Annotated in this window: 19 protein-coding genes and 1 riboswitch; of the genes, 10 read left to right on the top strand and 9 right to left on the bottom strand. The window is 40.1% G+C overall.

The window, feature by feature from the left end:
- Positions 1 to 111: 111 nt before the first annotated feature.
- From I6F49_RS08495 to I6F49_RS08485, 3 genes are all read right to left on the bottom strand, one after another.
- Complete coding sequence (locus tag I6F49_RS08495) at positions 112 to 1,362, bottom strand: cation:proton antiporter (protein WP_197179782.1); 1,251 nt, start codon at positions 1,360 to 1,362, stop codon at positions 112 to 114.
- A 321-nt stretch (positions 1,363 to 1,683) separates the two neighbouring features.
- Positions 1,684 to 2,091, bottom strand: coding sequence for a hypothetical protein (locus I6F49_RS08490; protein ID WP_101162764.1), 408 nt, complete (start codon positions 2,089 to 2,091; stop codon positions 1,684 to 1,686).
- A 187-nt stretch (positions 2,092 to 2,278) separates the two neighbouring features.
- On the bottom strand, positions 2,279 to 2,974 hold the full coding sequence (locus I6F49_RS08485) for a hypothetical protein (protein ID WP_197179780.1): 696 nt from the start codon (positions 2,972 to 2,974) through the stop codon (positions 2,279 to 2,281).
- Between the two features lie 235 nt (positions 2,975 to 3,209).
- Here I6F49_RS08485 and sbcB point away from each other — a divergent pair, with 235 nt between their 5' ends.
- Positions 3,210 to 4,655 (top strand): exodeoxyribonuclease I, encoded by a 1,446-nt coding sequence (gene sbcB, locus I6F49_RS08480; protein ID WP_197179778.1) that lies wholly within the window; start codon positions 3,210 to 3,212, stop codon positions 4,653 to 4,655.
- Between the two features lie 782 nt (positions 4,656 to 5,437).
- On the opposite strand, the gene I6F49_RS08475 is transcribed toward sbcB, so the two are convergent.
- Positions 5,438 to 6,319 carry an NAD(P)-dependent oxidoreductase gene (locus I6F49_RS08475; RefSeq protein WP_197179776.1) on the bottom strand — a complete coding sequence of 294 codons (882 nt, stop codon included), beginning with the start codon at positions 6,317 to 6,319 and terminating at the stop codon, positions 5,438 to 5,440.
- Positions 6,320 to 6,441: 122 nt separating this feature from the next.
- Between I6F49_RS08475 and I6F49_RS08470 the strand changes: the two genes are divergently transcribed.
- Both I6F49_RS08470 and I6F49_RS08465 read left to right on the top strand, forming a co-directional pair.
- Entirely contained in the window at positions 6,442 to 7,014 is a 573-nt protein-coding gene (locus I6F49_RS08470) for a glutathione peroxidase (RefSeq protein WP_197179767.1), read from the top strand.
- A gap of 98 nt (positions 7,015 to 7,112) precedes the next feature.
- A complete protein-coding gene (locus I6F49_RS08465) occupies positions 7,113 to 8,093 on the top strand; it encodes a 2-hydroxyacid dehydrogenase (RefSeq protein WP_197179764.1) in 981 nt (326 codons plus the stop codon).
- Positions 8,094 to 8,188: 95 nt separating this feature from the next.
- Here the strand turns inward: I6F49_RS08465 and I6F49_RS08460 are convergent, their stop codons facing one another.
- The gene (locus I6F49_RS08460) at positions 8,189 to 9,511 is read right to left on the bottom strand and encodes a sodium-dependent transporter (RefSeq protein WP_197179762.1); all 1,323 of its coding nucleotides are present in this window, start codon (positions 9,509 to 9,511) and stop codon (positions 8,189 to 8,191) included.
- 141 nt (positions 9,512 to 9,652) lie between these two features.
- On the opposite strand from I6F49_RS08460, the gene I6F49_RS08455 reads away from it, so the two are divergent.
- Positions 9,653 to 10,411, top strand: a complete 759-nt coding sequence (locus I6F49_RS08455; RefSeq protein ID WP_197176522.1) for a 4'-phosphopantetheinyl transferase family protein — start codon at positions 9,653 to 9,655, stop codon at positions 10,409 to 10,411.
- 88 nt (positions 10,412 to 10,499) lie between these two features.
- Here the strand turns inward: I6F49_RS08455 and lysC are convergent, their stop codons facing one another.
- Together lysC and nhaD are read right to left on the bottom strand one after the other, a co-directional pair.
- Positions 10,500 to 11,903: a lysine-sensitive aspartokinase 3 gene (gene lysC, locus I6F49_RS08450; protein ID WP_197179760.1), complete on the bottom strand. Its 1,404-nt coding sequence runs from the start codon at positions 11,901 to 11,903 to the stop codon at positions 10,500 to 10,502.
- A gap of 75 nt (positions 11,904 to 11,978) precedes the next feature.
- Positions 11,979 to 12,151: riboswitch (Lysine riboswitch) on the bottom strand.
- A 101-nt stretch (positions 12,152 to 12,252) separates the two neighbouring features.
- Positions 12,253 to 13,500, bottom strand: coding sequence for a sodium:proton antiporter NhaD (nhaD, locus tag I6F49_RS08445; protein WP_165739886.1), 1,248 nt, complete (start codon positions 13,498 to 13,500; stop codon positions 12,253 to 12,255).
- Between the two features lie 222 nt (positions 13,501 to 13,722).
- Between nhaD and I6F49_RS08440 the strand changes: the two genes are divergently transcribed.
- The 4 genes from I6F49_RS08440 (at position 13,723) to I6F49_RS08425 (ending at position 19,009) form a co-directional block, all read left to right on the top strand.
- Positions 13,723 to 14,994 carry a hypothetical protein gene (locus tag I6F49_RS08440; protein WP_165739884.1) on the top strand — a complete coding sequence of 424 codons (1,272 nt, stop codon included), beginning with the start codon at positions 13,723 to 13,725 and terminating at the stop codon, positions 14,992 to 14,994.
- A 3-nt stretch (positions 14,995 to 14,997) separates the two neighbouring features.
- Complete coding sequence (locus I6F49_RS08435) at positions 14,998 to 15,546, top strand: condensin complex protein MksE (RefSeq protein ID WP_165739882.1); 549 nt, start codon at positions 14,998 to 15,000, stop codon at positions 15,544 to 15,546.
- Positions 15,543 to 18,317: an ATPase gene (locus tag I6F49_RS08430; protein ID WP_197179758.1), complete on the top strand. Its 2,775-nt coding sequence runs from the start codon at positions 15,543 to 15,545 to the stop codon at positions 18,315 to 18,317. Before I6F49_RS08435 ends, I6F49_RS08430 begins: the two co-directional genes overlap by 4 nt.
- Positions 18,318 to 18,457: 140 nt before the next feature.
- A complete protein-coding gene (locus I6F49_RS08425) occupies positions 18,458 to 19,009 on the top strand; it encodes a DUF4136 domain-containing protein (protein ID WP_197179756.1) in 552 nt (183 codons plus the stop codon).
- A 734-nt stretch (positions 19,010 to 19,743) separates the two neighbouring features.
- On the opposite strand, the gene I6F49_RS08420 is transcribed toward I6F49_RS08425, so the two are convergent.
- Positions 19,744 to 20,232 (bottom strand): peptide-methionine (S)-S-oxide reductase, encoded by a 489-nt coding sequence (locus tag I6F49_RS08420; RefSeq protein WP_197179755.1) that lies wholly within the window; start codon positions 20,230 to 20,232, stop codon positions 19,744 to 19,746.
- A 180-nt stretch (positions 20,233 to 20,412) separates the two neighbouring features.
- Between I6F49_RS08420 and I6F49_RS08415 the strand changes: the two genes are divergently transcribed.
- On the top strand, positions 20,413 to 22,287 hold the full coding sequence (locus I6F49_RS08415) for a TonB-dependent receptor plug domain-containing protein (RefSeq protein WP_197179753.1): 1,875 nt from the start codon (positions 20,413 to 20,415) through the stop codon (positions 22,285 to 22,287).
- Between the two features lie 212 nt (positions 22,288 to 22,499).
- Positions 22,500 to 23,483 (top strand): IS110 family transposase, encoded by a 984-nt coding sequence (locus tag I6F49_RS08410; RefSeq protein ID WP_197179751.1) that lies wholly within the window; start codon positions 22,500 to 22,502, stop codon positions 23,481 to 23,483.
- Positions 23,484 to 24,128: 645 nt separating this feature from the next.
- Here I6F49_RS08410 and I6F49_RS08405 read toward each other — a convergent pair.
- A complete protein-coding gene (locus I6F49_RS08405; RefSeq protein WP_197179749.1) occupies positions 24,129 to 24,392 on the bottom strand; it encodes a YkgJ family cysteine cluster protein in 264 nt (87 codons plus the stop codon).
- Positions 24,393 to 24,540: the final 148 nt, after the last annotated feature.

Raw genomic sequence — 24,540 nt, 5'->3', positions numbered from 1 at the left:
TCATCTTTATTATTGATTGCTCAGAACAGTAAAAGCCCGTGAAATAGAACTATTTCACGGACTTTTTAAATGAATTATATTTAACTCAATTTATAGTTAATCTATTTATATTTAGCGAATGCTTTTAGCAACCTTACCAATACTTAAACCTTGCACCAAAATAGAAAACACCACTACAGCATAAGTCAGTGCCAATAGAATATCGCGTTCAGTGCCATCGGGTAATTGCAGCACTAGCGCTACCGAAATACCACCGCGCAAACCGCCCCAGGTTAATACTTTCCACGCGCCTGAAGGTAGCTCAAGCTGTTTACCAAAAGTAGTTGTAGTTATACCAACAACCATAAGACGTGCTAGCAACGCAATAATAATAGTTAAACCGGCCGCTATAAATAAGTTACCTGAGTAGGCAATCATCACAACTTCAAGCCCGATTAAAACAAACAAAATAGCATTTAAAATTTCGTCAATCAGTTCCCAAAACAAATCAACATACTGACGTGTTTTGTCGCTCATGGCCCAGCTTCGGCCGTGGTTACCCACCATTAAGCCCATCATTACCATGGCAAGTGGGCCCGACAAATGCCAATGGCTTGCAAGTGCATAACCACCAATAACGCCCGCTAAAGTAAGTAGTACTTCTTCTTGGTAACTATCAATACTTTTAAGTAAGTAATATAAAATACCACCCAGCACCAAACCAAAAACAATACCACCACCGGCTTCAACCGCCAGTGTATGCGCCACATAATACGTGGTAGGAATATCGCCACTAGATAAAATACCCAGTAAAAGCACAAAAATCACCACGCCAATACCATCGTTAAATAACGACTCTCCTGCTATAACAGTTTCAATACTTTTTGGTGCACCCGCTGATTGTAAAATACCCATAACCGCAATCGGATCAGTTGGCGAAATTAATGCGCCAAACAGTAAACACCAAATAAACGACAAGTTAAACCCAAGTAAAGGCATTACAAAATAAAGCGCGGCAGCAATAATAACGGTCGATAACAGCGTACCCACACAAGCCAAAATACCAATCGGCAATTTATAGCGTTTTAAGTCACCAACATTTACGTGCAGCGCACCAGCAAACAGCAACATAGAGAGCATGCCATCGAGCAGTACTTCGGTAAAATCTAACTGATCGAGCAAACTCACTTCGTAATCTATTACTTCATCAAACCCTAAAAAGCCTAAAAATATAGCGCCAATAGATAAAAGCATTGAAATAACCATCACGCCAATGGTGGTTGGTAAACCAATAAAACGATGGTTCACATAACTTAGTAGCGCAGTAATCGATAAAAATATAGCGCTTATTTCAAGCACAGTTAGGCTGGTTGCAGGTACCATGGTTTAGTCTCAGTAAATATGTAGTTGCGCCTTGCTTACACAAGCAAAGCAGAAGAATGTTTTATAAAAAGTTTTTATATTAAATATTGTATTAAGTTTTGTATTAATACTTTTTTTAGAACTAATGTATTGCAAATATAGCGAAAACAAGTGTACCTAAAATACTGATGTATCGCATTAATATTTCTTAAATTCAGTTTATATCAAAACAAAACACACAAAAAAGCCCATGTTAGGAATTAACCTAACATGGGCTTTTTTACTCTCGCTATTTTATAACATGCTTTTGGTAAGCACTTTATAAAAGCGTTTATAAAGTGCTTATAAAGAAAGCTCTTCTTTAGCGCGAGTTAAGTTGTGCGATACCATTGTACTTGTAGACATTTGGTTAGCTTCGTATAAATCAGCAAGGCCAGCCGTGTCGTTATTCGCTTTTAAACGTGCAACACCACGGTTGCTTAATGCAAATGACGTAAGTTGGCGTACTTTAAATTTAGGGCCATCTGCGTCTTTTAAAAGTGCGATTGCTTTAGTACAAATTGCTTCAGCTTCAGCGTAATTTTTTGACTTAACATTCAGTGCGCAGCTATTAAATGATTGCTCAAGTGGCTGTGGCGCTGTTGCAGTTTCAATAACCATTAATTTGTAATCACTTTGCTCAGCCATTGCAGCAGCTGAACATGTAAGTAGCGAGCTAAGAGCGATAGTTTTGATAAGAGTAAGTTTCATGGTCGTAGTCCTGTTGGTTAAGTCGTACTTGTTGCCGACAACTGAACTTTAGAGAATTAACACAAAATCTACAAACGAGTAAAACAAACCTAATAAGTGAATAAATCTAACTTATAGACTTTAGTCTAATGCCAAATGATTAATTTACAGAAGTAAATACTTGAAAAAACGATTATGAAATTACAGATCACAAAGATATCTTTTTTGCTAGAGCATCGCATATATGTTTAATCTGATTTTTAAAATCATATGCTTTCTCCTTATCCGTAAATTCTTCCCTTAGTACTTGCCTTAAAATTTCATCTTCCGGATTTAAACTTTTTCTATAAATAAGGGAATTTAAAATTTCTTTTTGCTGTAACTCATTTTTATTTGATGATATCTGCACTAAAACTTGAGTAAGGTAAATTGCATATTTCTTTATTCTTAATAACTCTTCATACTCATGTGCACATTTTAATTTTAACTTTGGTTGTTTGAATATCAATACCTGGTATGTGCGCTCAAACTCAGTACTTATTTCTAATATTGCATTTAAGTCGCGAACTCGCAAATTATGCTTTTTATTAATTTTTACGTGAATATTTCTTTCTGAGTATTCTCTATTAAGAGTACTGATAGTATAGAGATATCCACTGATACTATTACCTAACACTCTTCCGTATTCTAAAGAAACTTTAGGCAATAGAACGCATGATAAACTTGCTCTTTCATCTAAGCCATTTAATCTAGAGTACTGACTATATGAATAAATCAAAGCTATAGTTGCAGAGATACCTCCTAATAAAGCTCCTAATGCAGTATAAAACTCATACCAATTAGTACTAATTAAATAGCTTATAGTGAATATTAGGAAAACAATAAAAAATCCTAGTAATTTCATGTACATCCCTTTTAACTTACGTACTTTAATTCTAATAGTAAATATTCACAATAATATACTGTATTTGAGTGAAAAAAGTTAACAATTAATAGAATTACATATCTATACATAAATTATTTACTGCAGTCATATCTATAAACTCCCTCGCCCATATGCCATAATCTAAATAATTCATTATTTTAGTAACTTGGCGCGTATTTAGGCGCTTTTAAGTTAACTACTCAGGGTTTTCAGCATGGCATATCAAGAGCAAAATCAAGCAACAATCTATTGGCACGACTACGAGACTTGGGGAGCGAGCCCTCAGAAGGATAAGCCGAGCCAGTTTGCGGGTGTTCGTACCGATCTTGATTTAAATATTATTGGCGAGCCGCTTATTGAATATTGTAAGCCGCAAGCGGATTACTTGCCTCACCCTGAGGCGTGTTTAATTACCGGTATTACGCCACAAGTGGCGATGAAAAAAGGCTTGGTTGAAGCGGAATTTATAGCAAAAATTCATGCCGAATTTAGTGTGCCAAATACTTGTGTTGCCGGTTATAACAGTATTCGGTTTGATGACGAAGTAAGCCGCTATAGTTTTTACCGTAATTTTTACGACCCCTACGAGCGCGAATATAAAAACAATAATAGCCGATGGGATATTATTGATTTAGTACGAGCTTGTTACGCGCTGCGTCCTGAAGGCATTGAATGGCCGTTAAAAGAAGACGGCAGCCCAAGCTTTAAGCTAGAGCATTTAACGGTAGCTAATGGTATTGAACACGCCGCAGCGCACGACGCTCTAAGCGATGTAACCGCCACTATTGCACTGGCTAAGCTTATAAAAGAAAAACAGCCAAAGCTGTATAACTTCTTTTTTGGTTTGCGTGGTAAAAAAGCGCTTGCTGAGTTGGTTGATGTATTTAACATGACGCCGCTGGTGCATACCACATCACGCATACCTGCAACGCAAGGCTGTACAAGCTGGGTTGCGCCAATGAGCTTTCATCCGGTAAATAAAAACGCGGTTATTTGTTTTGATTTAACTCAAAGCCCGCAAGTACTTATTGATTTAAATGTTGAAGAGTTACGCAAACGTTTATACACCAAACGCTTAGATTTGGCAGAGGGCGATTTACCCGTTGGCTTAAAACTGGTGCATTTAAACAAGTGCCCTATTTTAGCGCCTGCTAAAACGTTATTGCCTGAAAACGCCGCTCGTTTAGGAATTGACCGCGAGCAGTGCTTAGCTAACTTAGCTATTTTAAAAGCCAATACCAACCTTCGCGATAAAGTAACTGAGGTGTTTAACGAGCAAGGCGATTACAGCGCCACTACTAACGTTGACTACTTACTTTACGATGGGTTTACAAGCCATGCTGATAAAGCTAAATTTGCGATTATTCGTGATGCAAAACCAGATGAATTGGCTGGGTTGAATTTAGACTTTGAAGATAAAAAGTTTAATACGTTGTTGTTTAGATACCGCGCTCGTAATTGGCCTGAAACGCTAAACCAGCAAGAGCTTGACCAATGGCGCCAGTATTGCCAAAACAAGTTAATGCACGGGGAAGATCAACCGTCGATTAATGCGCAAGATTTTATGATCACCCTTGAGAACCTAGCGCATGAGCATGACGACAGCGAAAAAAACCTTACAATTTTAAAGGCGCTGTATAACTACGCACAAAGCATGTAATTTGGTTTAGGTTTAGGTTTGTTTAGATTAGTTAGTATGTATAACACATGAAAAACGCGACGTTTTAGTAATAAAGCGTCGCGTTTTTTGTTTATAAATATCTGTACCACTTCAAAAAAGAAAAATATATTTCACAAAGAGAAACGAATGAGGAGTAAATGAGAAGACATAAGCCAATAATAGCTTTAACTTAATCACTTCCTCTAAAAGCGCAGCGCCTCATAACCTCTTTGTGAATAAGTCATTTTACGGGCTTTGCCCGTTACGCAAGCAAGCTTCGCGTCTACAAAGTAAAACTGATATCTACACTTTGACGTAGACGTTGAGCTTGCTCACGTGAAAAGCACAGCTTTAAATTGCTTAAATAAAACACTATTCACAAAGAGAAGCGAATGAGGAGTAAATGAGAAGACGTAAAAACAATAATTTTTTAGATCTATTACTTCTTCTAAAAGCGCAGCGCCTCATAACCTCTTTGTGAATAAATCACTTTACGGGCTTTGCCCGTCACGCAAGCAAGCTTCGCGTCTACAAGTAAAACTCATATCTACACTTTGGCGGTAGACGTCGAGCTTGCTCACGTGAAAAGCGCAGCTTTTAATTGCTTAAATAAAACTCTATTCACAAAGAGAAGCGAATGAGGAGTAAATGAGAAGACATAAAAACAACAACCGCTTTAGACTTATTACTGCCTCTAAAAGCGCAGCGCCTCTAAACCTCTTTGTGAATAAATTACTTTACGGGCTTTGCCCGTCACGCAAGCAAGCTTCGCGTCTACAGCGTTACTTTTTATGCAGCGCTTCAATGCGTGCTAGTAAACTTGAGGTGTCGTATCTGCCGCCGCCGAGTGCTTGTACATCGGCGTAGTATTGATCGACCGTTGCGGTCATTGGTAAAGTAGCGCCGTTGTTTTTAGCTTCATCGAGTGCAATGCCTAAATCTTTACGCATCCAATCTACGGCAAAACCAAACTCATATTCACCCGCCCACATTGTTTTATAGCGGTTTTCCATTTGCCACGAACCGGCTGCACCTTTAGAAATGGTTTCTATAACTTTTTCACCATCAAGCCCAGCTTGCTTGGCAAAATGTAAGCCTTCGGCTAACCCTTGCACTGCACCAGCAATACAAATTTGATTAACCATTTTACATAGCTGCCCCGAGCCAACGCCGCCTAACAATTGGCTAAAACGACTAAACGCCGCCATAACTGGCTGCACTTTAGCAAATACGGCTTCACTGCCACCCGCCATTACTGTTAATACACCATTTTCGGCGCCAGCTTGTCCGCCCGATACGGGAGCATCTATAAAGTCGATATTTTGTAATGCCGCTTTTGCTGCAACTTCGCGGGCTACTTCGGCAGAGGTTGTGGTGTGATCAACCAAAATAGTGTGCGGTAACATGCCAGCTAATACGCCGTCATCGCCGTAGACCACTGAGCGTAAATCGTCATCGTTACCAACACACATAAATACGATGTCGGCATTGCTAGCAGCTTCGCGCGGGGTTGGTGCAAAGCTTCCTGAATGTTCTGCAGTCCACGCCTGTGCTTTAGCTTGAGTACGGTTATAAACGCATACGCTGTGCCCTGCTTTTGCTAAATGCCCCGCCATTGGGTAACCCATTACGCCTAAACCTATAAATGCGACTTTCATTGACATAAAAATGACCTATTAAACTGATAACTTAGAAACTAGACCTCGATTATGTCAACCGGTCGATAAAAAAGCGAATGAAAATCTTTATAAAATTTCCTTAAGCGGGAAAGGTAAGTAGGTAACCTATGGACAGTATTTATCAATTTAATGCACCACTTTATAACAGCGAAAATTTTTCTCTTAGCAACTTACAGGGAAAAACCGTACTTATTGTTAATACAGCGTGTAAGTGTAATTTTTCGGTGCAATTAAACGCGCTCGAAAAGCTCTATCAGCAATACAAAGGCCATGGTTTTACTGTGCTTGCGTTTCCATGTAACCAGTTTGGTCAAAATGAGCCGCTTGATAACTTAGCCATTAAAGACTTTTACCAAGAGCAATTTAATGTGTCGTTTGAGGTATTTGGTAAGGTAATGGTAAACGGGCCAGAAACACACCCGTTGTTTAATTATTTAAAGTCGCATACGCGGGGTATTTCGCAAAACCGTGCTATTAAGTGGAATTTCACTAAGTTTTTAATTAACTCACAAGGGCAACTTGTTGCACGTTATGCTCCGCGCACTAAGCCCGAAACACTTATACAAGTAATAGAAAGCAACTTACTGCAAGCCGCAAAGTTAAGCGCAGCTAAAGATGGTAAAAAGGCATCTTCAAAAATACCTTTGTTTACCTCAAGTAAGGCTCCGCTTAAGGCTTAATTTAAATCAATAAAATGCGTACTACTAAAGCACAGGTTTATAAAGTAGTTTATTGTATTAGTAATAAATAATACTCCTTAAGCGTCGAGGCTATTACCATGAACATTGCTTTTTTTAGTACTCAAAAGTACGAACTGCCTTTTTTTGAACAAAGTACACGCGATCAGTGCGATATAAAAATAACGTATTTTGAGCAAGCTCTGAGCGAACAAACCGCTATTTTAGCAAGCGGGTTTGATGCCATATGCGTGTTTGTTAACGACACCGTAAACGCCGCTGTTATTGAGCAACTGGCAAGCCAAGGCATAAACACTATTTTGCTGCGTTGTGCAGGGTTTAATAACGTTGATTTACCTGCAGCAAAAGCACATAAATTAAAGGTATTACGCGTACCAGCATACAGCCCAGAAGCAGTAGCTGAGCACTGCATAGCACTTATGCTAACGCTTAGCCGTAAAACCCATAAAGCGTATAACCGCGTTCGCGAAGATAATTTTGATTTAAACGGATTACTCGGTTTTAACTTGCACAATAAAACCGTGGGTATTGTGGGCTGCGGTAAAATTGGCCTTGCGCTGTGTAACATTTTAAATGGCTTTGGCACTAAAGTATTAGTGTGCGACCCCTACGCACAACCTGGCAATTATACTATTACCGATATAAACACCTTGCTTAGCCAAAGCGATGTGATTTCTTTGCATTGCCCACTTACCGAGCAAACTCATCATTTAATAAATGACGAGGCGTTTAGCAAAATGAAAACCGGCGTTATGCTTATTAACACCTCTCGCGGAGCACTGCTTGATAGTAACGCGTGTATTAGCGCGCTTAAAACTAAAAAACTAGGCTACTTGGGGCTCGACGTATACGAGCAAGAGTCGGAGCTATTTTTTAAAAATCACAGTGACGAAATAAACCAAGACGATATATTTTCGCGCTTAGTGAGCTTTAAAAATGTTTTAGTAACGGGGCATCAGGGCTTTTTTACCCAAGAAGCACTTACCGAAATAGCAAACACAACCCTACTTAACGCGCTGGAAGTAAATGAAGGTAAATCTTTAACTAATGAGGTTTTATAAAGACCTAGGCTTTACCTAAACAACACGCACAAAAAAGCGAAGTGCGTTTTAAACTCACTTCGCTTTATTAATCTACTTTTAGGGTTTAGATAAAATTAACCAAAGGCGACGTTTGCAAATACCAAGGTCATTAATATTGGGCAAACAAAACGAATATACTGAGCAAACCAGTAATGTAAGCCGGTTGTTGCTTGATGTAATTTATTACCACGCTGCCACATCCAACCTACCGTAATAAAGTAAAACAAGCCCATAAGCGGTAATTGGTATTGGGTAAATAGCATAATGACTAAGCCAAATAACCAATCAAAATTTAATATAATGGCGCTTGCACACACAAGTACAACGGCGCTAACTGCCCATGTTGCTTTGGTGCGGCTAACGTTATGGTTTTCGACTAAAAACGCGACCGGAATTTCGGTGGTCGATATAGTTGACGTAACCGATGCGATAGACATTAATACAAAAAACAATAAACCGACTAATAAGCCAATTTCGCCCATAGTGCTAAATAGCGCAGGTAAAATAGCAAAAATAAGTTGCCCTTCGCCAATAAGCTTTCCGCCACTAAATACTTCAACACCGTTGTGCTGCGCAACATAAATAGCAGGAATAATAAGTAACCCCGCTAAAAACGCCACACTGGTATCAAGTAAAGCAACACCTGCGGTGAGCTTTGGTAAATTAGCATCTGGTTGTAAGTACGAGCCGTAAATCATCATACAGCCTACACCTAGTGAGAGCGAAAAGAACGCTTGCCCCATTGCGGCAATAATTAAATTAGGGTCGAGTATTTGGCTAAAATCAGGAATTAAATACGCGGCAAAGCCTTCGCTTGCGCCATCAAGTGTAGCAATGTAGGCAATTAAACCAACAAGCAATATGAGTAGCAGTGGCATTAAACGGCGCGACCAGGTTTCGATTCCCGATTTAACCCCTTTTAAAATAATACTGGCAGTTAAAATAAGCATAAGCGGCGTAAATACAAAATTACGCAGCACTGAGTCGCTATGTAAAAACTCGCTTGCGCCTGTAAATCCAAAAAAGGTGGTTATAGGTTCAATAGCGTACGAGAGCATCCACCCTGCCACTATTGAGTAAAAACTTAGCATAACAACTGCGCCTGCAAGGCCAATATAACCTGCCGCAGCACCAACTTTACGGTTAGTGTTTTGCCATGCATCGCCCAATGCTTTTACAGGATTAGCTTGTGCTTTGTGACCTAAATAAAGTTCGGTATACAGCGCAGGAAGCGCAAGTAAAAATATAACAATAAAATAAACCAATAAAAATGCACCGCCGCCATGGTTGGCCGCTTGCGTAGGAAAACCCCAAATATTACCTAAACCCACTGCTGCGCCAGCAGCGGCTAAAACAAAACCAAGTCGGCTTTGAAACCCATCACGCACTTGTGCCATACATCTACAAATCTGTTATTATTTTGATTATTGTGAATTAAACCATATTTCATGCCAGCTGAGTAATAAAATTGTACCCAGCCTTTATTAGTGGCGTTAACCGCTCACAATATCAGCGACTTCTTTTGCTTTAGGGCTTTTATGACTGAACACTATTTTAAAAACGCTTTGAGTATTACTTCAACTCAATTGGCAAATTTGTCTTTAGCGAGTAACAGTATTTTATTATTTAATGCTAAAACACTTGAGCTTAGTGACTTTAATTTACCCGATTGCTTAAGCCCATTTGAGTTAACCATTATAAACCGCCGCAAAAGCCCTCAAGCTAAGCAAGAATATTTAGCGACGCGGTTATTGTTAAAACACCTTATTAAAATAACGCAGCCGCAACATGCGAACGTAGCGCTTAATAAAATGAGTACCGAATTTGACGAGGCAAGCTCAAAGCTGCAAATACATGTAAGTGGTGATGTTATTAATACCTGCATTTCGCACTCGCATGGTTTGGTTGGCGTCGCGCTTAATTTTGATAAAAGCGAGTTTGGGTTTGATATTGAAAAAGTAAGCCTAAAGCGCCCGTTTGAAAAGCTTGCTAAGCATTTTTATCATAATGATGAAATTACACTTATCACCAAGCCTACTAATACCCAAGCCCAAGCAGATACGTTTTTTAGAATTTGGACATTAAAAGAGTCACTTGCTAAAGCCACCAGCCGCCCTATTGCAAAACTACTTAGCCCCAATGTGTTTGACGAATTACATAATGCAAAGCTGAGTGCTTGCAGCAATCACGTTACTGTAGCTGATAGCAGTGACAGCAATGTTTGTTTTGATGTGAGTGTGGTGCATAAAAAAAGCATCGACTGGCGATGCTTTTTATTAAATGATTTTATTAACTGATTTTGTTAAGTAACTTTATTAACTGATTTTACTAGTTAACTTTAATAAATCGCTTTCCTGAATAACCGCTTCTTAATAGTAAAATTATTTAAGCAGCAAAATCGTTTTCTAATAAACGGCTATGAATAGACTGTACTACGTTATCTGACTCAGTTTGCTCTACTAAAAAGCACAGGTTGTGCTTACTAGCACCGTGACAAATTAATCGAATGTTAAAGTCTTTTAGTACACTCATTAAGTTCATTTCGTGTTGGCGTAATTGAATCTCAGAGCCAATAAGTGCCACCAATGTTAGGTTGTTTTCTACCGACACATGGCAAAATTCTGCAAGCTTATCTAGGCATTCTTGATCAAGCTCTGGCCGCGAGGCGTTTTGCGCGTTATCAAGGGTTATAGCTACGCTGATTTCTGATGTGGTTACCAAATCTACCGATATATTGTATTCACTTAATAGTGTAAATACGCGTGCTAAAAAGCCACTAGCCAATAGCATTTCTGGGCTTTTAAGCGTAAGCAATATTTGGTTTTTACGTTGCGTTACTGCGCGTATACCAGGTTGCTGCGATTTTTCGCGCTCAATCCACGTACCGCCACGCTCAGGCTCGCGACTAGAACCCACAAATACGTTAATGTGACTACGGCTTGCTGGTAAAATAGTTGCTGGGTGTAATACTTTTGCGCCAAAGGTTGCCATTTCAGCGGCTTCGTCAAAACTTAAACGTGCAATAGGCGTCGCTTTTGCGCACAAACGCGGGTCGGTGCTAAAAATACCCACTACGTCGGTCCAAATATGCACGCTTTTAGCGTTAATTGCTTCCGCTAATAATGCAGCGCTGTAGTCAGAACCACCACGTCCTAGCGTTGTGGTTTGACCGTATTCGTCGCTGCCAACAAAGCCCTGAGTCACAATTACCTGCTCATCTAACAGCGGGATTAAATGTTCTTTAGCAGCTTGCGCTGTAGCTGCAACATTGGGCGTTGCTTTACCAAATTGGCTGTCGGTTTTAAGCACCTTGCGTACATCAAATCGATCGGCATTTAAACCGTTTAAACGCAGCACCTGAGCAAACAAATACGACGATAAACGCTCACCAAAGCTCAGTAGCTCATCGTGTTGCTGATCGGTTGTTAGTGACTCTTGAGCCAGTGTTTGAAATGCTTTTAGAGTTTCGTTAAAGCCAACCGCTAAATCGGCATCAAGCGATAACTCATCTAAAATAGTTTGTTGAATAGCAAGCACACCGTTTATGTGTTCTTGGCGCTCACTTGAGGTAATACTTGATTTACACAGTGCAACTAAGTGGTTAGTTACGCCGGCACTAGCGCTCACGGCAACAATACGTACGCTTTTATCTGCAACAATAATTTCGCTACAGCGACTCATCGCTTCAAAATTGGCAACACTTGTTCCGCCAAATTTGGCAACGATGTAATCTGATTTTGCGCTTAACTCTGTTTGAGGCACTGTTTGTGGCGCTGATTGGGTAGTCATTTAGTCTCCTTTCGCGATATCCAAATCGCAATAAAACAAGAAGAACTTGGCAAAGGAATGCTTGAAGATAAGTCCACTGCCAGAAGCTCTCCACCTATATTGGTGACAGTTTTGAGGATTCAGCCCCATAAACCGAAAAACAATGACGACGTATCATTATTTTCCTCGGCGAGTACTTCCCTCTTTAATGATCATCGGCTTTCGTCGCCTAACATTAAGTACCTAAGTATCGCACCTCTTCTGAATGCTTTATTAACCAGTGGCTAATAAAACAAAACCCCACTAAGTAGCGGGGCATTGAAAGTTATCGTTTAGACGTCTAGCTGTCAAGCATTTAATAATTTATGAGTTAAATAAAACTGCCCATGTAATACGAGCCCGCATATCCAACCGTGTAACAAATTAATAAATGCAGCGATAAACGCAAGTAGCTCATAAAGGTAAGCGCTTTAACTTTACTCATGGCAATAATACCCGCAGCCGACCCAATAATAAGCATTGAACCGCCCACGCCCGTTGCATAAGTAAACGACAACCAATGTTGTTGACTCATTACTATATCGGCTTTTAATAATGCAGCAGTAAGTGGTACGTTATCGACCCCTGCTGATAATATGCCCATTAAGTAGTTTGCGTACTCTGGCGCCATTACCGTGTATAGGTCGGTAAATTTACTCAACATGCCAATTTCTTTTAATGCACCTACAAGTAAAAGTACACCTACAAAAAACAATAATGTGTCGTATTCTATATCGCGAACAAAATCGATTATGTCTTTGTTAATATCTTTTTTGCGCATTAAAAATTGCGCCACTAAAAACATAACTGATAAGCCAAACAAAAAGGTGAGTAAAGGCGGTACGCTGTAAATTACGCTAAGCGTAAGTGTGCTAATTACGGTAGATAAAAATATAACAGCAATGGTAATGTCGGTTTTTTCAATGCGGGTTTTACCCGCACCGGCAAATTCAACTCGCCCTTTCATACCGATAGACAGTAGCGCAGCTAACAGCATAACGCTTGCAAGTGCTGGCGCTATAAGCAGCAATAAATGAGCTATGGTTACTTTGCCATCTAAAAATATCATCAGTGTGGTTACGTCACCGGTTATTAACGATACCCCGCCTGAGTTAACCCCAAACACAATAAGCGTGGCGTATTTAATGAGTTTTTTAGGTTCAAGTTTTAACGACATAACAACCGCAAGCGATATAAGCGTGGCTGTTACGTTGTCTGAAATCGACGAAAACAAGAATGCAAAACCACCTACCAAAAACATCAGCTTTCTTTCGCTAATACTTTTTGGCATAACGCGGTGCACAATATTTTCTATAAACCCCTTTGAATTTAAATACGCGACAAAGGTCATTGCAGCCATTAAAAATAACCATAGAGAGGCAATTTCTAAAATATTTTCGTTTAGGAGGTGTTGAATTGTATCGGGGCTTTGCCCGTGAAGTGGGTATATAAAAAGAAGAATCCAGCAAAGCGTACCAAAAAACAGCGTGGTTTTAGCTTTATTAACATGGATTATATCTTCTATAACGATCAGTAAAAATGCAATCGCTATCAGGGTTAGAATAATCGAGGAAACCATGGTAGTTAAACAACCTTTGATATAGTTTTAAAGAACACACAAATAACATTCCATTTCATGTGCCTATTTACGGCGCGAATTTTAGCACTGCCTCTATGCAAAAACTATTATTAAATGGTCCTAAAAACGAATACTATATACAGACAAGGTTAATTAAAAATACGTAATAATGAGTCTTCTAAAAGAACTCAATAATAAAATACTAGGATGTTGTAACCTCTTATGATCCCAGCTAAAAAGCTACTAAACACCATAACTGAACATTGGGGTGTACTAGAGCTATTATTTAAACGTTTTAAAATGGCTGACTTTAGCCTGAAAGACGTACAAAACGCCATTAAACAAAAACAGCCTACTTGGTCAAACGAGCGTATTTATAAAGAAACAAATCGTTTGTTAAACCAAGATATTTTAATTCCACTGGCTAAATCATCGCAGCTTGAAATAAATCGTGCTATTGCCGACTTTGCTACGTTTTTACTGCAAGAAGAGCATTTAGGTTTAGCGCAAGAAATTAGCGTATTAGTAGACGACCTAGCACGCTTAGGTAACCGCCTAGATAACGCTGGCGAAATAGAAGACTTTGACGATTTACGCCGCTACAGCCGCATTATGGATGATCGGGTGCGTAAAATAATGAAGCTATACGCACATAACGAAAACGCTATTTTAAATATTGTTGAACAAGCTAAATCTAATAATGCGGTGCAATCGCTGCAAAAGCGTTATAAAGCGGTAATAGAAGCGTTTGACGAATACATAGAGCCCATGCTTGAAATGGTTGATATTCGCGGTGAATTTCATGCGTGTTTTACCCTCATTGAAGAGCAAATAAGTAAGCAAATTATTCATATTGAGCGCTCAGGTAAAGCGTACAACGACAAACGCATGCTGGAGCAATTACGTACTCGTATACTCGAAATGCATTTAGTGGGTCGAGAAAGCTTACGTAAAAGTGCCGATATGCTTATGCCGCTGCGCGAAGAGTTACGCCGTAATAACTTAATTACTCGCCAAGCAGCCAAAGTACTTGGGCTTGTGCGCAAAAATGGCGTAGACAACATGCTAAGTGCTGTACAGCCACATTTTGTGAGCGACGCACAGCGATATTCGCTTGGTCAGCAACGTCATATTGTGGCTTACATGGCAAGCTTGGTTGAATTTGAACACGAAGAATACCAATTGCCAGATCAACAAGACGTGCCTGCATTTGTTACGCCTAATATTCCTGACTACAACGATGTTAAAATCAGCTTTGCTAAGCGCTTTAATAAAAAACGCAAAAAGCCGCAGCCCTTGCTGCAATTTTTAGACGAAAGCTACCCAAATCTCGATGCCGACGAAATGCTATTTTTGTATCAAAAATTAGTCAGCGACAGCGATATTAAAATAATTCAAAGCGATGAAAAAGCCCGCGTAAAAATTGCCGGTCAGCACTTTTCTTTATATCCATTTAATTCAGAGCCTCAGCCAGATTCAAAGGCAGGTAAATAAACCATGACACACATAAACTTAGACGAGCTAACCCATCTACAAGCCATTAATAAAAAATTAGTAGCGGGTTATCACATTTGCGAGCAAGATAACGTAATGTGGCAAGAGCTTGACCAACACATAGAAAGCTACAGCGCCTTATTTACAGCCCTAGGCAACGATTTAAAACACGACAGCCGTGGCTTTTATTATTTTGGTAGCGACGAAAGCACGCCAAATATGGGCAAGATATCTCGCGCTATCGCGCTCACTATTTACATTTTAATTGAACACTACGCCAATACGGGTAAAGACCCAATGCGCGCATTGTTTGACGACGTAAACGATTTAGAACTCATGCAAACGCTGGTGCAAATTAACAAACACTTGTTTGATCAGCTTGAGATATTTTCGGGATCTGATTTGCGCAAAGATGTTTACCTGCGCATGGTGCGCTTAGGTTTAGCCCGTGAAGTAGAAGGCGGCTTTATGCTACAAGCGCCAATTCACCGCTACATAGATGCACTCATGGAAGTAAACGAAGAAACCTACATTACAGAGGACGAGGAATGAAAAATCTATACGGACTAAGTAAACTCGCCCTACTTAACACCGCAGGCTATGCAAAATGTGTGATCCCGCTTGATAAAAGCAGCTCTATTTGTGCGCCAAATAACACAGGTAAAAGCTCGGTTATTAACGCACTGCAGTTTCCGCTTATTAACGATTTGCGCTTAACAGAATGGGACGGACACGATTTAGATGAAACCCGTAAGTTTTATTTTTCATCCGATCAGTCGTACATTTTACTCGAAGCGAACTTACCTCATGGCTCGGTAGTGATTGGCGTTGCGGGGCTTGGTAAAATTGCCGGTTACGCGCATCAGTACTTTTGTTATCAAGGTAAACTTGATTTAGAGCAGTACACGCAAGGTAAAACAATTATTAAATTTACCAAGCTGTTCAACCATTTAAAATCGCTTAATTACAACCCTATTGAGCTTAAAGCACAAGAGCTAAACGCGCTATTGACTGGTGGCGCAACCCCGTTTGACGGCGACATTAACTTAAAAATGATCCCGCTTAATAATGTGCAAGACTCCTCTATTTATAAAGAAATATTCCGCCGCATTCTTAACTTACACAAATTAGGCGCAAGCGACGTAAAACGCTTTATGCTACGCGTGTTTGAACGCCATATGTCGAACTCTAAGGTCGACTTTTATGAAGTATGGCGCCGCTCGTTTGATAAAGTAAACCGCTCAAAACGCGAATTAAAAGCCCTTGAGTCAATGCAAGAGCCAATAGCAGCGCTTGAATCAATGCTTGAAAACCAAACGGTACTAAAAGGTAAATTAGCGGCGTACGCGCCTAAAATTGACCAAGCACTGATTGATTTTGATACCTATCAAGAGTCGCAACTTAATGAATTGGGCATTGCGCTTGAAGATATAGAGCACGAAAAACACGAGTTTGAGCAAAAGCAAAGCCTATACGTACAGCAATCGCGCGACATAGAGCGCAGACAAACTCAAATTGAGCAGTGGTTTTTAGATTACGATGCGCTTAAAAGCGAATTTGAACTGATAAATAAAGCCACGCTTAAAACCAGCCTGACTCAATTAAAGCAAGATTACGAGTCGCTTTCGCACTCTATAACCAGCGCACAAGGGCAAAGCCTTCACACGCTTGACTACCGCATTAGCGAAACACAAAAACAAATTAAGAGCCTAAAGCTACAGCTTAAAAATCTTGAGTTTAATTTGTTTACCCGTATGCGCGAAGACCTCTCGTTAAAAGAAGTAGAAGAAATATCGCGCATATTAAACCCAGATATTCTTTCGTTTGCGACCACCACCAATGGCGATATAACCATTGATGACGAAGATGCGTTTGGGGAATTTTTATCGCTGTTAAGTGAAAACGTTAAAGGCGGTGTATTAACGCTACCAGGTGCGAGCATTAAGCTTAAAAAGCTATCCCCAGTGCAAATGCAAAGCGGCGAAAACAAAGAGCAATTAACCGCTCAGCTAAGTGCACTTGAGCATTCACTTAAAGAGTTTAAGCAACAACGCGACGTTGCAGCAAACGTTGCCGACAAGCAAAAAGAAAAAGACGCGCTATACGATGAGCTTATGAGTGCAGAGGGCGCACTAAAACGCTTAGAACAGTTTGATGTAATGCAGCAGTCGGTCGAAGCACAAGCCATGCTAAAAGAGCAATTATTAGCTGAGCGCGATCAAGTTGACGACTACTTACAAGATATTCAAAAAAATAGTGGATCAATTGCCGATCGTCGCTCGTTAATTAAATCAAAACAAGAGCAAATTAATCGCCAAACAGAGCGCCTGCGCCAAGTTAAGAGCGAGCGAATTGATCACACCCTTGATTTATACAGCGGTAAAGTAACTCCATACATGATTGATATAACAGTCGACTTTGATAACTTAAGCGACCTTGTTCATCACTTTAATAAAGACTGCCAAGAGCTGCGTAATTTTGACATAAACGTGCGCAACACCTATTTGCATGTGTATAACGCAGGCATTACTAAATTTGACAACGAAAACGACGAGTTTACTAAATACCAAAAACTCATAAGCGCCTTTCATAACATTGATAACGAACGCGATGCTGTTGAGCGCCAAGCACGCGTTGCGCTTACCGAGGTGGCCGCCACTATAAAAGGCTTGCGAGAAGATTTAGACCGACTTCGCCGCGAAATGAACAGCTTTAATAAAGGCATAAGCCAGCACCGAATTTCAAACCTGCAAGCGTTTAAAATTAACGTAATACCGCGCAAAATGCTGGTTGATAGTATAGATACCATTATCAGCACGTCGCATCAGTTTGAGCAAGGCGACACGCTTGATTTACTGAGCCAAGAACCGTACAGCGAAAGCGCAGTAAACGAAGCGAAAGATCACTTAATTAAACTCGCCTCAGACAAAGCAGGTTTAACGCTGACTGATTTATTTGATATTCGATTTGAAGTGGTTAACCGCGCAGGTGAGACAGAACACTTTGAAAAAATAGATTCTGCGGGCTCAAACGGCACACGTATTACTATTAAGTTATTGTGTGGCATGTTGTTTATTCGTTACTTATTGAGTGACCAAGAACAAAACCTATACCGTATACCTATTTATATAGATGAAGCGGCCGACATTGACCCACAAAACCAAAAAGCAATTATAGAAACCGCACTAAGCTTTGGTTTTGTGCCTATATTTGCCTCAGTTAAGCCGCAAATAAGTTGTGACTATATTGTGCCTATTCGCTCAGTAAAAGACGGTGCACAAAACTGGGTGGATGAAAAAGATTGGATTGAAGTTGAACATTAAAGATTTACTGATGACTAATTAACAGAGGTTAATTAGTCGTTCAGCCCTAACAATTAGACTAATATTTAGGACGTTTAAATAATACACATTTAAACTATGTGTGTTATTTTAAATTAATGCATTTTATTGGAGCAAACGTAATGAAAAATATACTTATTGTTGCAGCGCTAGCACTACTTACAGCCTGTACACAAACCCCTGATTGGGATTACGATAAATCAGCCAACTTTAGTAATTTTAAAACATTTGCTTGGGTAGAAAACGCGAGCTTAACTAAAGACACAACCAACTATCAAATTAATGGCCTAATGGAAAAACGTGTTCGCACTGCCGTTAACGCAGAGCTGAGCCAAACACTAGGTATGAGCTTAGTTGATGCAGCACAAGCTGATGTACTTGTTAACTATCATGCATCGGTAGATAAAGAGCTTGAAGTAGATACATTTAATGTAAACTACCGCCCGCATTGGGGTTATTGGGGTACTGGTTTTCAACGTGATACAACTGCGCGTGAATACGAAGTGGGTACACTCATTATTGATATTGTAGACCGCGAATCAAACCAGCTAGTATGGCGCGGCGCGAAAGAAGGTCGATTAAAGAAAAATCAATCGCCAGAACAACGTGAAGCATCAATTAATAAAACAGTGAGCGAAATTTTAAGTAACTTCCCGCCGCAAAAGCAGCAGTAAGTTTTAGCTCGTTTTTAAAAAGCTCACGTTATGTGAGCTTTTTTGTGGGTGCTTGTTTTTGGGACTTACAGACTTAAGTAATTATTAGCTTCGCTCGTCACGTCAGCAAGCTGCACGTCTACAAAAAACACCACGTTAAATTTTACCGGTAGGCGCTAAGCTTGCTTGCGCGAGAAGCGATAGCTTCTAATTACTTATCTTTATGCGCTTATTTAACTCTAAATTACGAGCTTCGCTCGTCACGTCAGCAAGCTACACGTCTACAAAAAACACCGATCAATCTTTACCTGTAAACGCTGAGCTTTATTCTATCTGTAGGCGCTAAGCTTGCTTGCGCGAGAAGCGCAGCTTCTAATTACTTACCTTTACCTAACGCTATATACAACCTTAAATTACGAGCTACGCTCGTCACGTCAGCAAGCTGCACGTCTACAAAAAAACACCGCGTTAAACTTTACCGGTAGGCGCTAAGCTTGCTTGCGCGAGAAGCGATAGCTTCTAATTACTTATCATTATCTGCTTACTCCACTCTAAATTACGAGCTACGCTCGTCACGTCAGCAAGCTGCACGTCTACAAAAACACCGTGTTAAACTTTACCGGTAGGCGACAAACTTGCTTGCGCGAGAAGCGCAGCTTCTAATTACTTATCTGTATGCGCTCACTCCAATCTAAATTACGAGCTACGCTCGCCACGTCAGCAAGCTACACGTCTACAAAAACACCGTGTTAAATTTACGATTTATACTTATGCAATAACTCAAGCGGTATGTGGCAATAGTCATCTGGGTGATTAGTTAAGCGGTCTTGATGCTCTGCATCGCTTGGTACGTAATTAGTTAGCAGCTCTACCCCTACCACAATTTTATCGGCATCACTTCGCTGGCTTATGTAATTGCTGGCAGCTGCTAAATCACTTTGTTGTTTACTATAAATAGCGGTGCGATACTTAGGGCCTACATCGTCGCCTTGCTTGTTAATGCTATATGGGTCGATAATTTCAAAAAAGTAGTCAAAAAGCATATTAAGGCTAACAGTCTCAGAATCAAACGTGACTTTTACACACTCTGCATAACCATCGTACTCACCTTGCGTATCGGTACTTGTACCATTGGCACGCCCAGCTTCGGTGTTAATTACACCCGGTAAATGCTTTAAAAACTCTTGTACGCCCCACAGGCAGCCACCAGCAAAGTAAATAGTATCTTGTTGTTCTATATTCATAATAAATTTTACCAAATTAGTTAACGTTGCGAATGAGTATCAAATGCAGTTTTTAAGATATTAATGTACAATCGCGCTCAAAATCGCAGTTGTTCAATTTAGCTATTTTATCACGCCTTAAAAATGTGTTTAGCGTTTAATTGTTACCGTAACTGCATATAAAAAGATGAGACACACAACATGAAACGTATCCCCCACTTTATACTCCCTGCACTGCTATGCAGCGCGAGCAGTTTTGCCTACGGCGAAGCTGTAACTGATAAAATTGAAGCATCACCGGCAATCGAACAAATAACCGTTGAGGCATCGCCCACTGCAAATAAACTCCCTGTAGGTACATTTGACTCTCCAATATCTAATTTAGAGTACGACCCGCGTGTTGATTTGCAATCACGTAATATGGCTGAAGCGCAAGCCGATGTAACTATACGCGGCGGTATTTTCGAAAACACCGGCTTTAGAGTCGGAAGCGCTACCCTACTTGACCCACAATCTGGCCATTACTTTGCTGAAATTCCTATTGCCCCGCAAATGCTTACCGGCCCCGCTATTTTAACAGGTGCTGACAACGCACTTTACGGTATGAATAGCTCTGTGGGCACAGTGTCGTTTGGTTGGAAGCCAATTGTTACCGGTGGCAGCATATCGCTTGGTACTGGCACTAATGACTTTAATTTACAAAGCATTCATGGCGCAAAGATCACTAAGTTAGATAGCTTAAATAACTTAAATAACTACACGCTTGGTTTTGAGGGGGAGTATTCTCATTCGCAAAGTGATGGAACAATAGATTTTGGCGATCACGATTTTACGCGTACAGCAGGTCGTGTACAATTATTAGGCTCACAATCCCAAACAGATTTATTTTTTGGTGCCCAAGACAAGTTTTTTGGTTGGCCAAATTTGTACACCCCATTTGGTGTTAACGAAACTGAAGACCTAGAAACGCGCTTATTAATGCTAAACCATAAGCAAAATTATGCACAGGATAGTAATATTGAAGTATCGGCTTATTACCGTAAGCACAACGATCACTATATTTACTCTCGCGAAAACCCCAGTGCATTTGAAGCATTTCATAAAAGTGAAGTTAAGTCGTTAGGGTTATCAGGTCGCCATGCTCAAAGTGATGTATTTGCTGTAAATTACTCAGCGCAGTTTATTGACGATTCAATTGAATCGACCACACTTGAAAACAATTTCACCTCGCGTAACTATTATAAAGTGAGTGTATTGCCAGAGTATAAAATGGCACTTGAGGGTAATAAACAACTTACATTTCGCTTAGGTGCTGCGTTTGACGATACAAATAGAGACGACTCTGAACTGTCACTTATTGGTGATGTAACGCTCAATACACAAAACAGTAAAGGTTTTGAGCGCACGTTTTATTTATCGTATGCGCAGGCAAGCCAAGTAGCCGGTTATACAGCAATTGGCGGCAGTGATTCGAGTGGCTTATTTAGAAGCAATTACAACCTTGAGCGCGAAACCACTAAAAACTTAGAGCTAGGTTTATTAATGGAAGAGCAAAGCTGGCAGCTAAACTCGGCTATTTTTTATCGTAAAGACGATAACTTAACCGATTGGACCTTTAACTTTGATTCAAGCTCTGCGCGTTTTGCAAACCCGGTAGATATAAATACTACCGGCATAGAGTTTTTAGCCACTAAACACTTTGATACCGCAAAACTGATAGCCAGTTACACTTATTTGCACAAATCAGAAAACTACGGTGCTGCCGATATAGATGCCAGCTTTTATGCTTTAAACTTTCCTGATCACCGCCTTACACTTGGCGCGGTTTGGAATCCAACTGATATTTTAGAATTTAGAGTCGATAATGAGTGGCGTACACAGCACGAAAACGCACTTAGAAACGGTGATAATAACGCTTTATTTACTCAACTAACGCTTAAAATCACCCCGCCGATACTAAAGAACTTATTTATTACCTTTGCTGCGGATAACCTATGGGATGAATCGTTCGAGGAAATACCAGGGACACCAGGGCGCGGTGAGCAATACACATTAAGTGCAACGTATAGCTGGTAACCATTAACACAAGCAAGCTTCACGTCTTGTATCTCTCATTGATAAATGATTAGCTATCATTTATCACATCGAAGTCAGTGAGCTTGCCTGTGCGTCTAGTATTTAATACTGCTCCGTAGATAAGGCCCTGACTTTCTATTCTCAGAAACTGAATGGTATCCAAGCACACTTTTTTTAAGTAGATGCTGTATGTACAAGGGGAGTAAGTAGAGATGATGTTTATCGGCATTGATATTAGTAAAGAGAAGATTGATTTATCGTGGTTGAGAGACCAGCTTACAAACAAAATTAAAACAAAAGTCTTTAAAAACAAGCGTCAAGACTTTTTAGCAATAGAAAAATGGCTTTTAAATACAACTAAAAGCGCTGCTAATGAGCTCGTTATCACCCTCGAACCAACGGGTGTTTATCATGAAGCACTGATGTATTTTTTATACGAGCAAGGCTTTAATATTATTTTAGCGAATCCCGGTAAAGCTAAAAAGTATGCTGACGCTTTAAACATAATTCATAAAACAGACAAATCTGATGCAACGATGCTTGCCCATTACGGCTGTGCTAAGCATGCAGTCGTTAATTATTGGCAGCCTGATGCATTAGAAGTTAGAGAGCTTAAAGCCCTTATCCGTCGTTTAGATGCGCTTGAGAGTAACCGGCAACGAGAAGCCAACCGATTAGAAGCAAGTGAATTCAGCAACGTTTCCGCGCGTGTTTGCCAATCGATAAAAGTGACTATCGCGTTTTTAGATGACGAAATTAAACAGCTTAAATCTGACATTGATAACCACATAGATAATGAACCTGATTTAAAAAGAAACAGGAAACTACTAGAGTCTATCCCTGGCATTGGGCCCGTATTATCGAGAGAGCTGACGTATTTATTTGCGGCTAAGAAATTTAATAAAGCCAAAGAAGCGGCGGCTTATTGTGGATTAATCCCACGGCACAATGAATCGGGTAAATTAAAAGGGCGAACATCAATCAGTAAACTTGGGCCAGCCAGAATTCGATGTAAACTTTATATGGCGGCCATTGTCGCTGGGCAATGGAATAAAACAATAAAACGACACAAGTTAACGTTAATAAATAATGGTAAAACACCGATGCAAGCTGTGTGTGCAAATATGCGAAAGCTCATTCATATATGTTTTGGTGTAATAAAAAACCAAGAAGCGTTTAAGCTCCAAGAAAGTTAAATACGACCTTGAAGCTTAAAATGAGAGATGGTATCTACAAAAATAGACGCAACTCTACACTTTGGCGGTAGACGTAGAGCTTACTCACGTGAAAAGCGCAGCTTTTAATTACTGGAAGCCCAGAGACTCTTATTACCTTTTACCGTCTTTATGAACCCTATTTACAGGCTTTGCCTGTTACGTAAGCAAGCTTCACGTCTACAAAATAACCACAAGCCTACACTTTAGCGGTAGACGCGAAGCTTGCTTGCGTGAAAAGCGCAGTTTTTAATTACTTTAGGCCCAGCGTCTCAAATCCCCTTTGTGAATAAATCACTTTACAGGCTTTGCCTGTCACGTAAGCAAGCTTCACGTCTACAAAATAACCGCCTACCTGCACTTTAGCGGTAGGCTTTCAACTTGCTGACGCGAAAAGCGTAGCTTTAAATTACTTTAGGCCCTGCTTCTCAAATCCTCTTTGTGAATAAATCACTTTTACAGGCTTTGCCTGTCACGTAAGCAAGCTTCACGTCTACAAAACAATCGCATTTCTGCACTTTGCCGGTAGGCTTTCAGCTTACTGACGCGAAAAGCGAAACTTTTAATTATTTAAAATAACTACTCAGTTATAAATAAATGTAAATGTCTGTGTATTAAAAACGAGGATTAAGTTAGCTCTTCGAGCTCGGTAATAAGCGCTAGAGCTTGCGCATTTGTTGAGCCGCACACATCAAACGTGGCGCTAAAATCGCTACACACTTTAGGCCGACTTTCATCACCAAATAACTTACATAAATTACGCTCATCCAGCTGAATACAGCGCTCTCCGGCTTTTTTACCGTTTGGCATCCCTGGTATTGGAGAGCTAATACTTGGCGCAATACAGCATGCACCGCAGCCTAATCTGCAAGTCATTGATTCGGTTTTCATAATATCCTCTGTATAAAAAACACTTACTTTTATTCCTTTTTAGGAACGTAATTAGCCCACACGCGAAGTTGCAATACACATATGTAATGCTTTGTTACATCTTAAAACGCCTTGTAAACACTTTATTGCGTATTATTGCTCTGTCACC

The sequence above is a fragment of the Pseudoalteromonas sp. SWN166 genome, from assembly GCF_015864485.1.
In the GTDB taxonomy this organism is placed as follows: domain Bacteria; phylum Pseudomonadota; class Gammaproteobacteria; order Enterobacterales; family Alteromonadaceae; genus Pseudoalteromonas.
The sequence above is the reverse complement of the archived record's forward strand: the minus strand, read 5'-3'. Positions and strand labels throughout refer to the sequence as shown.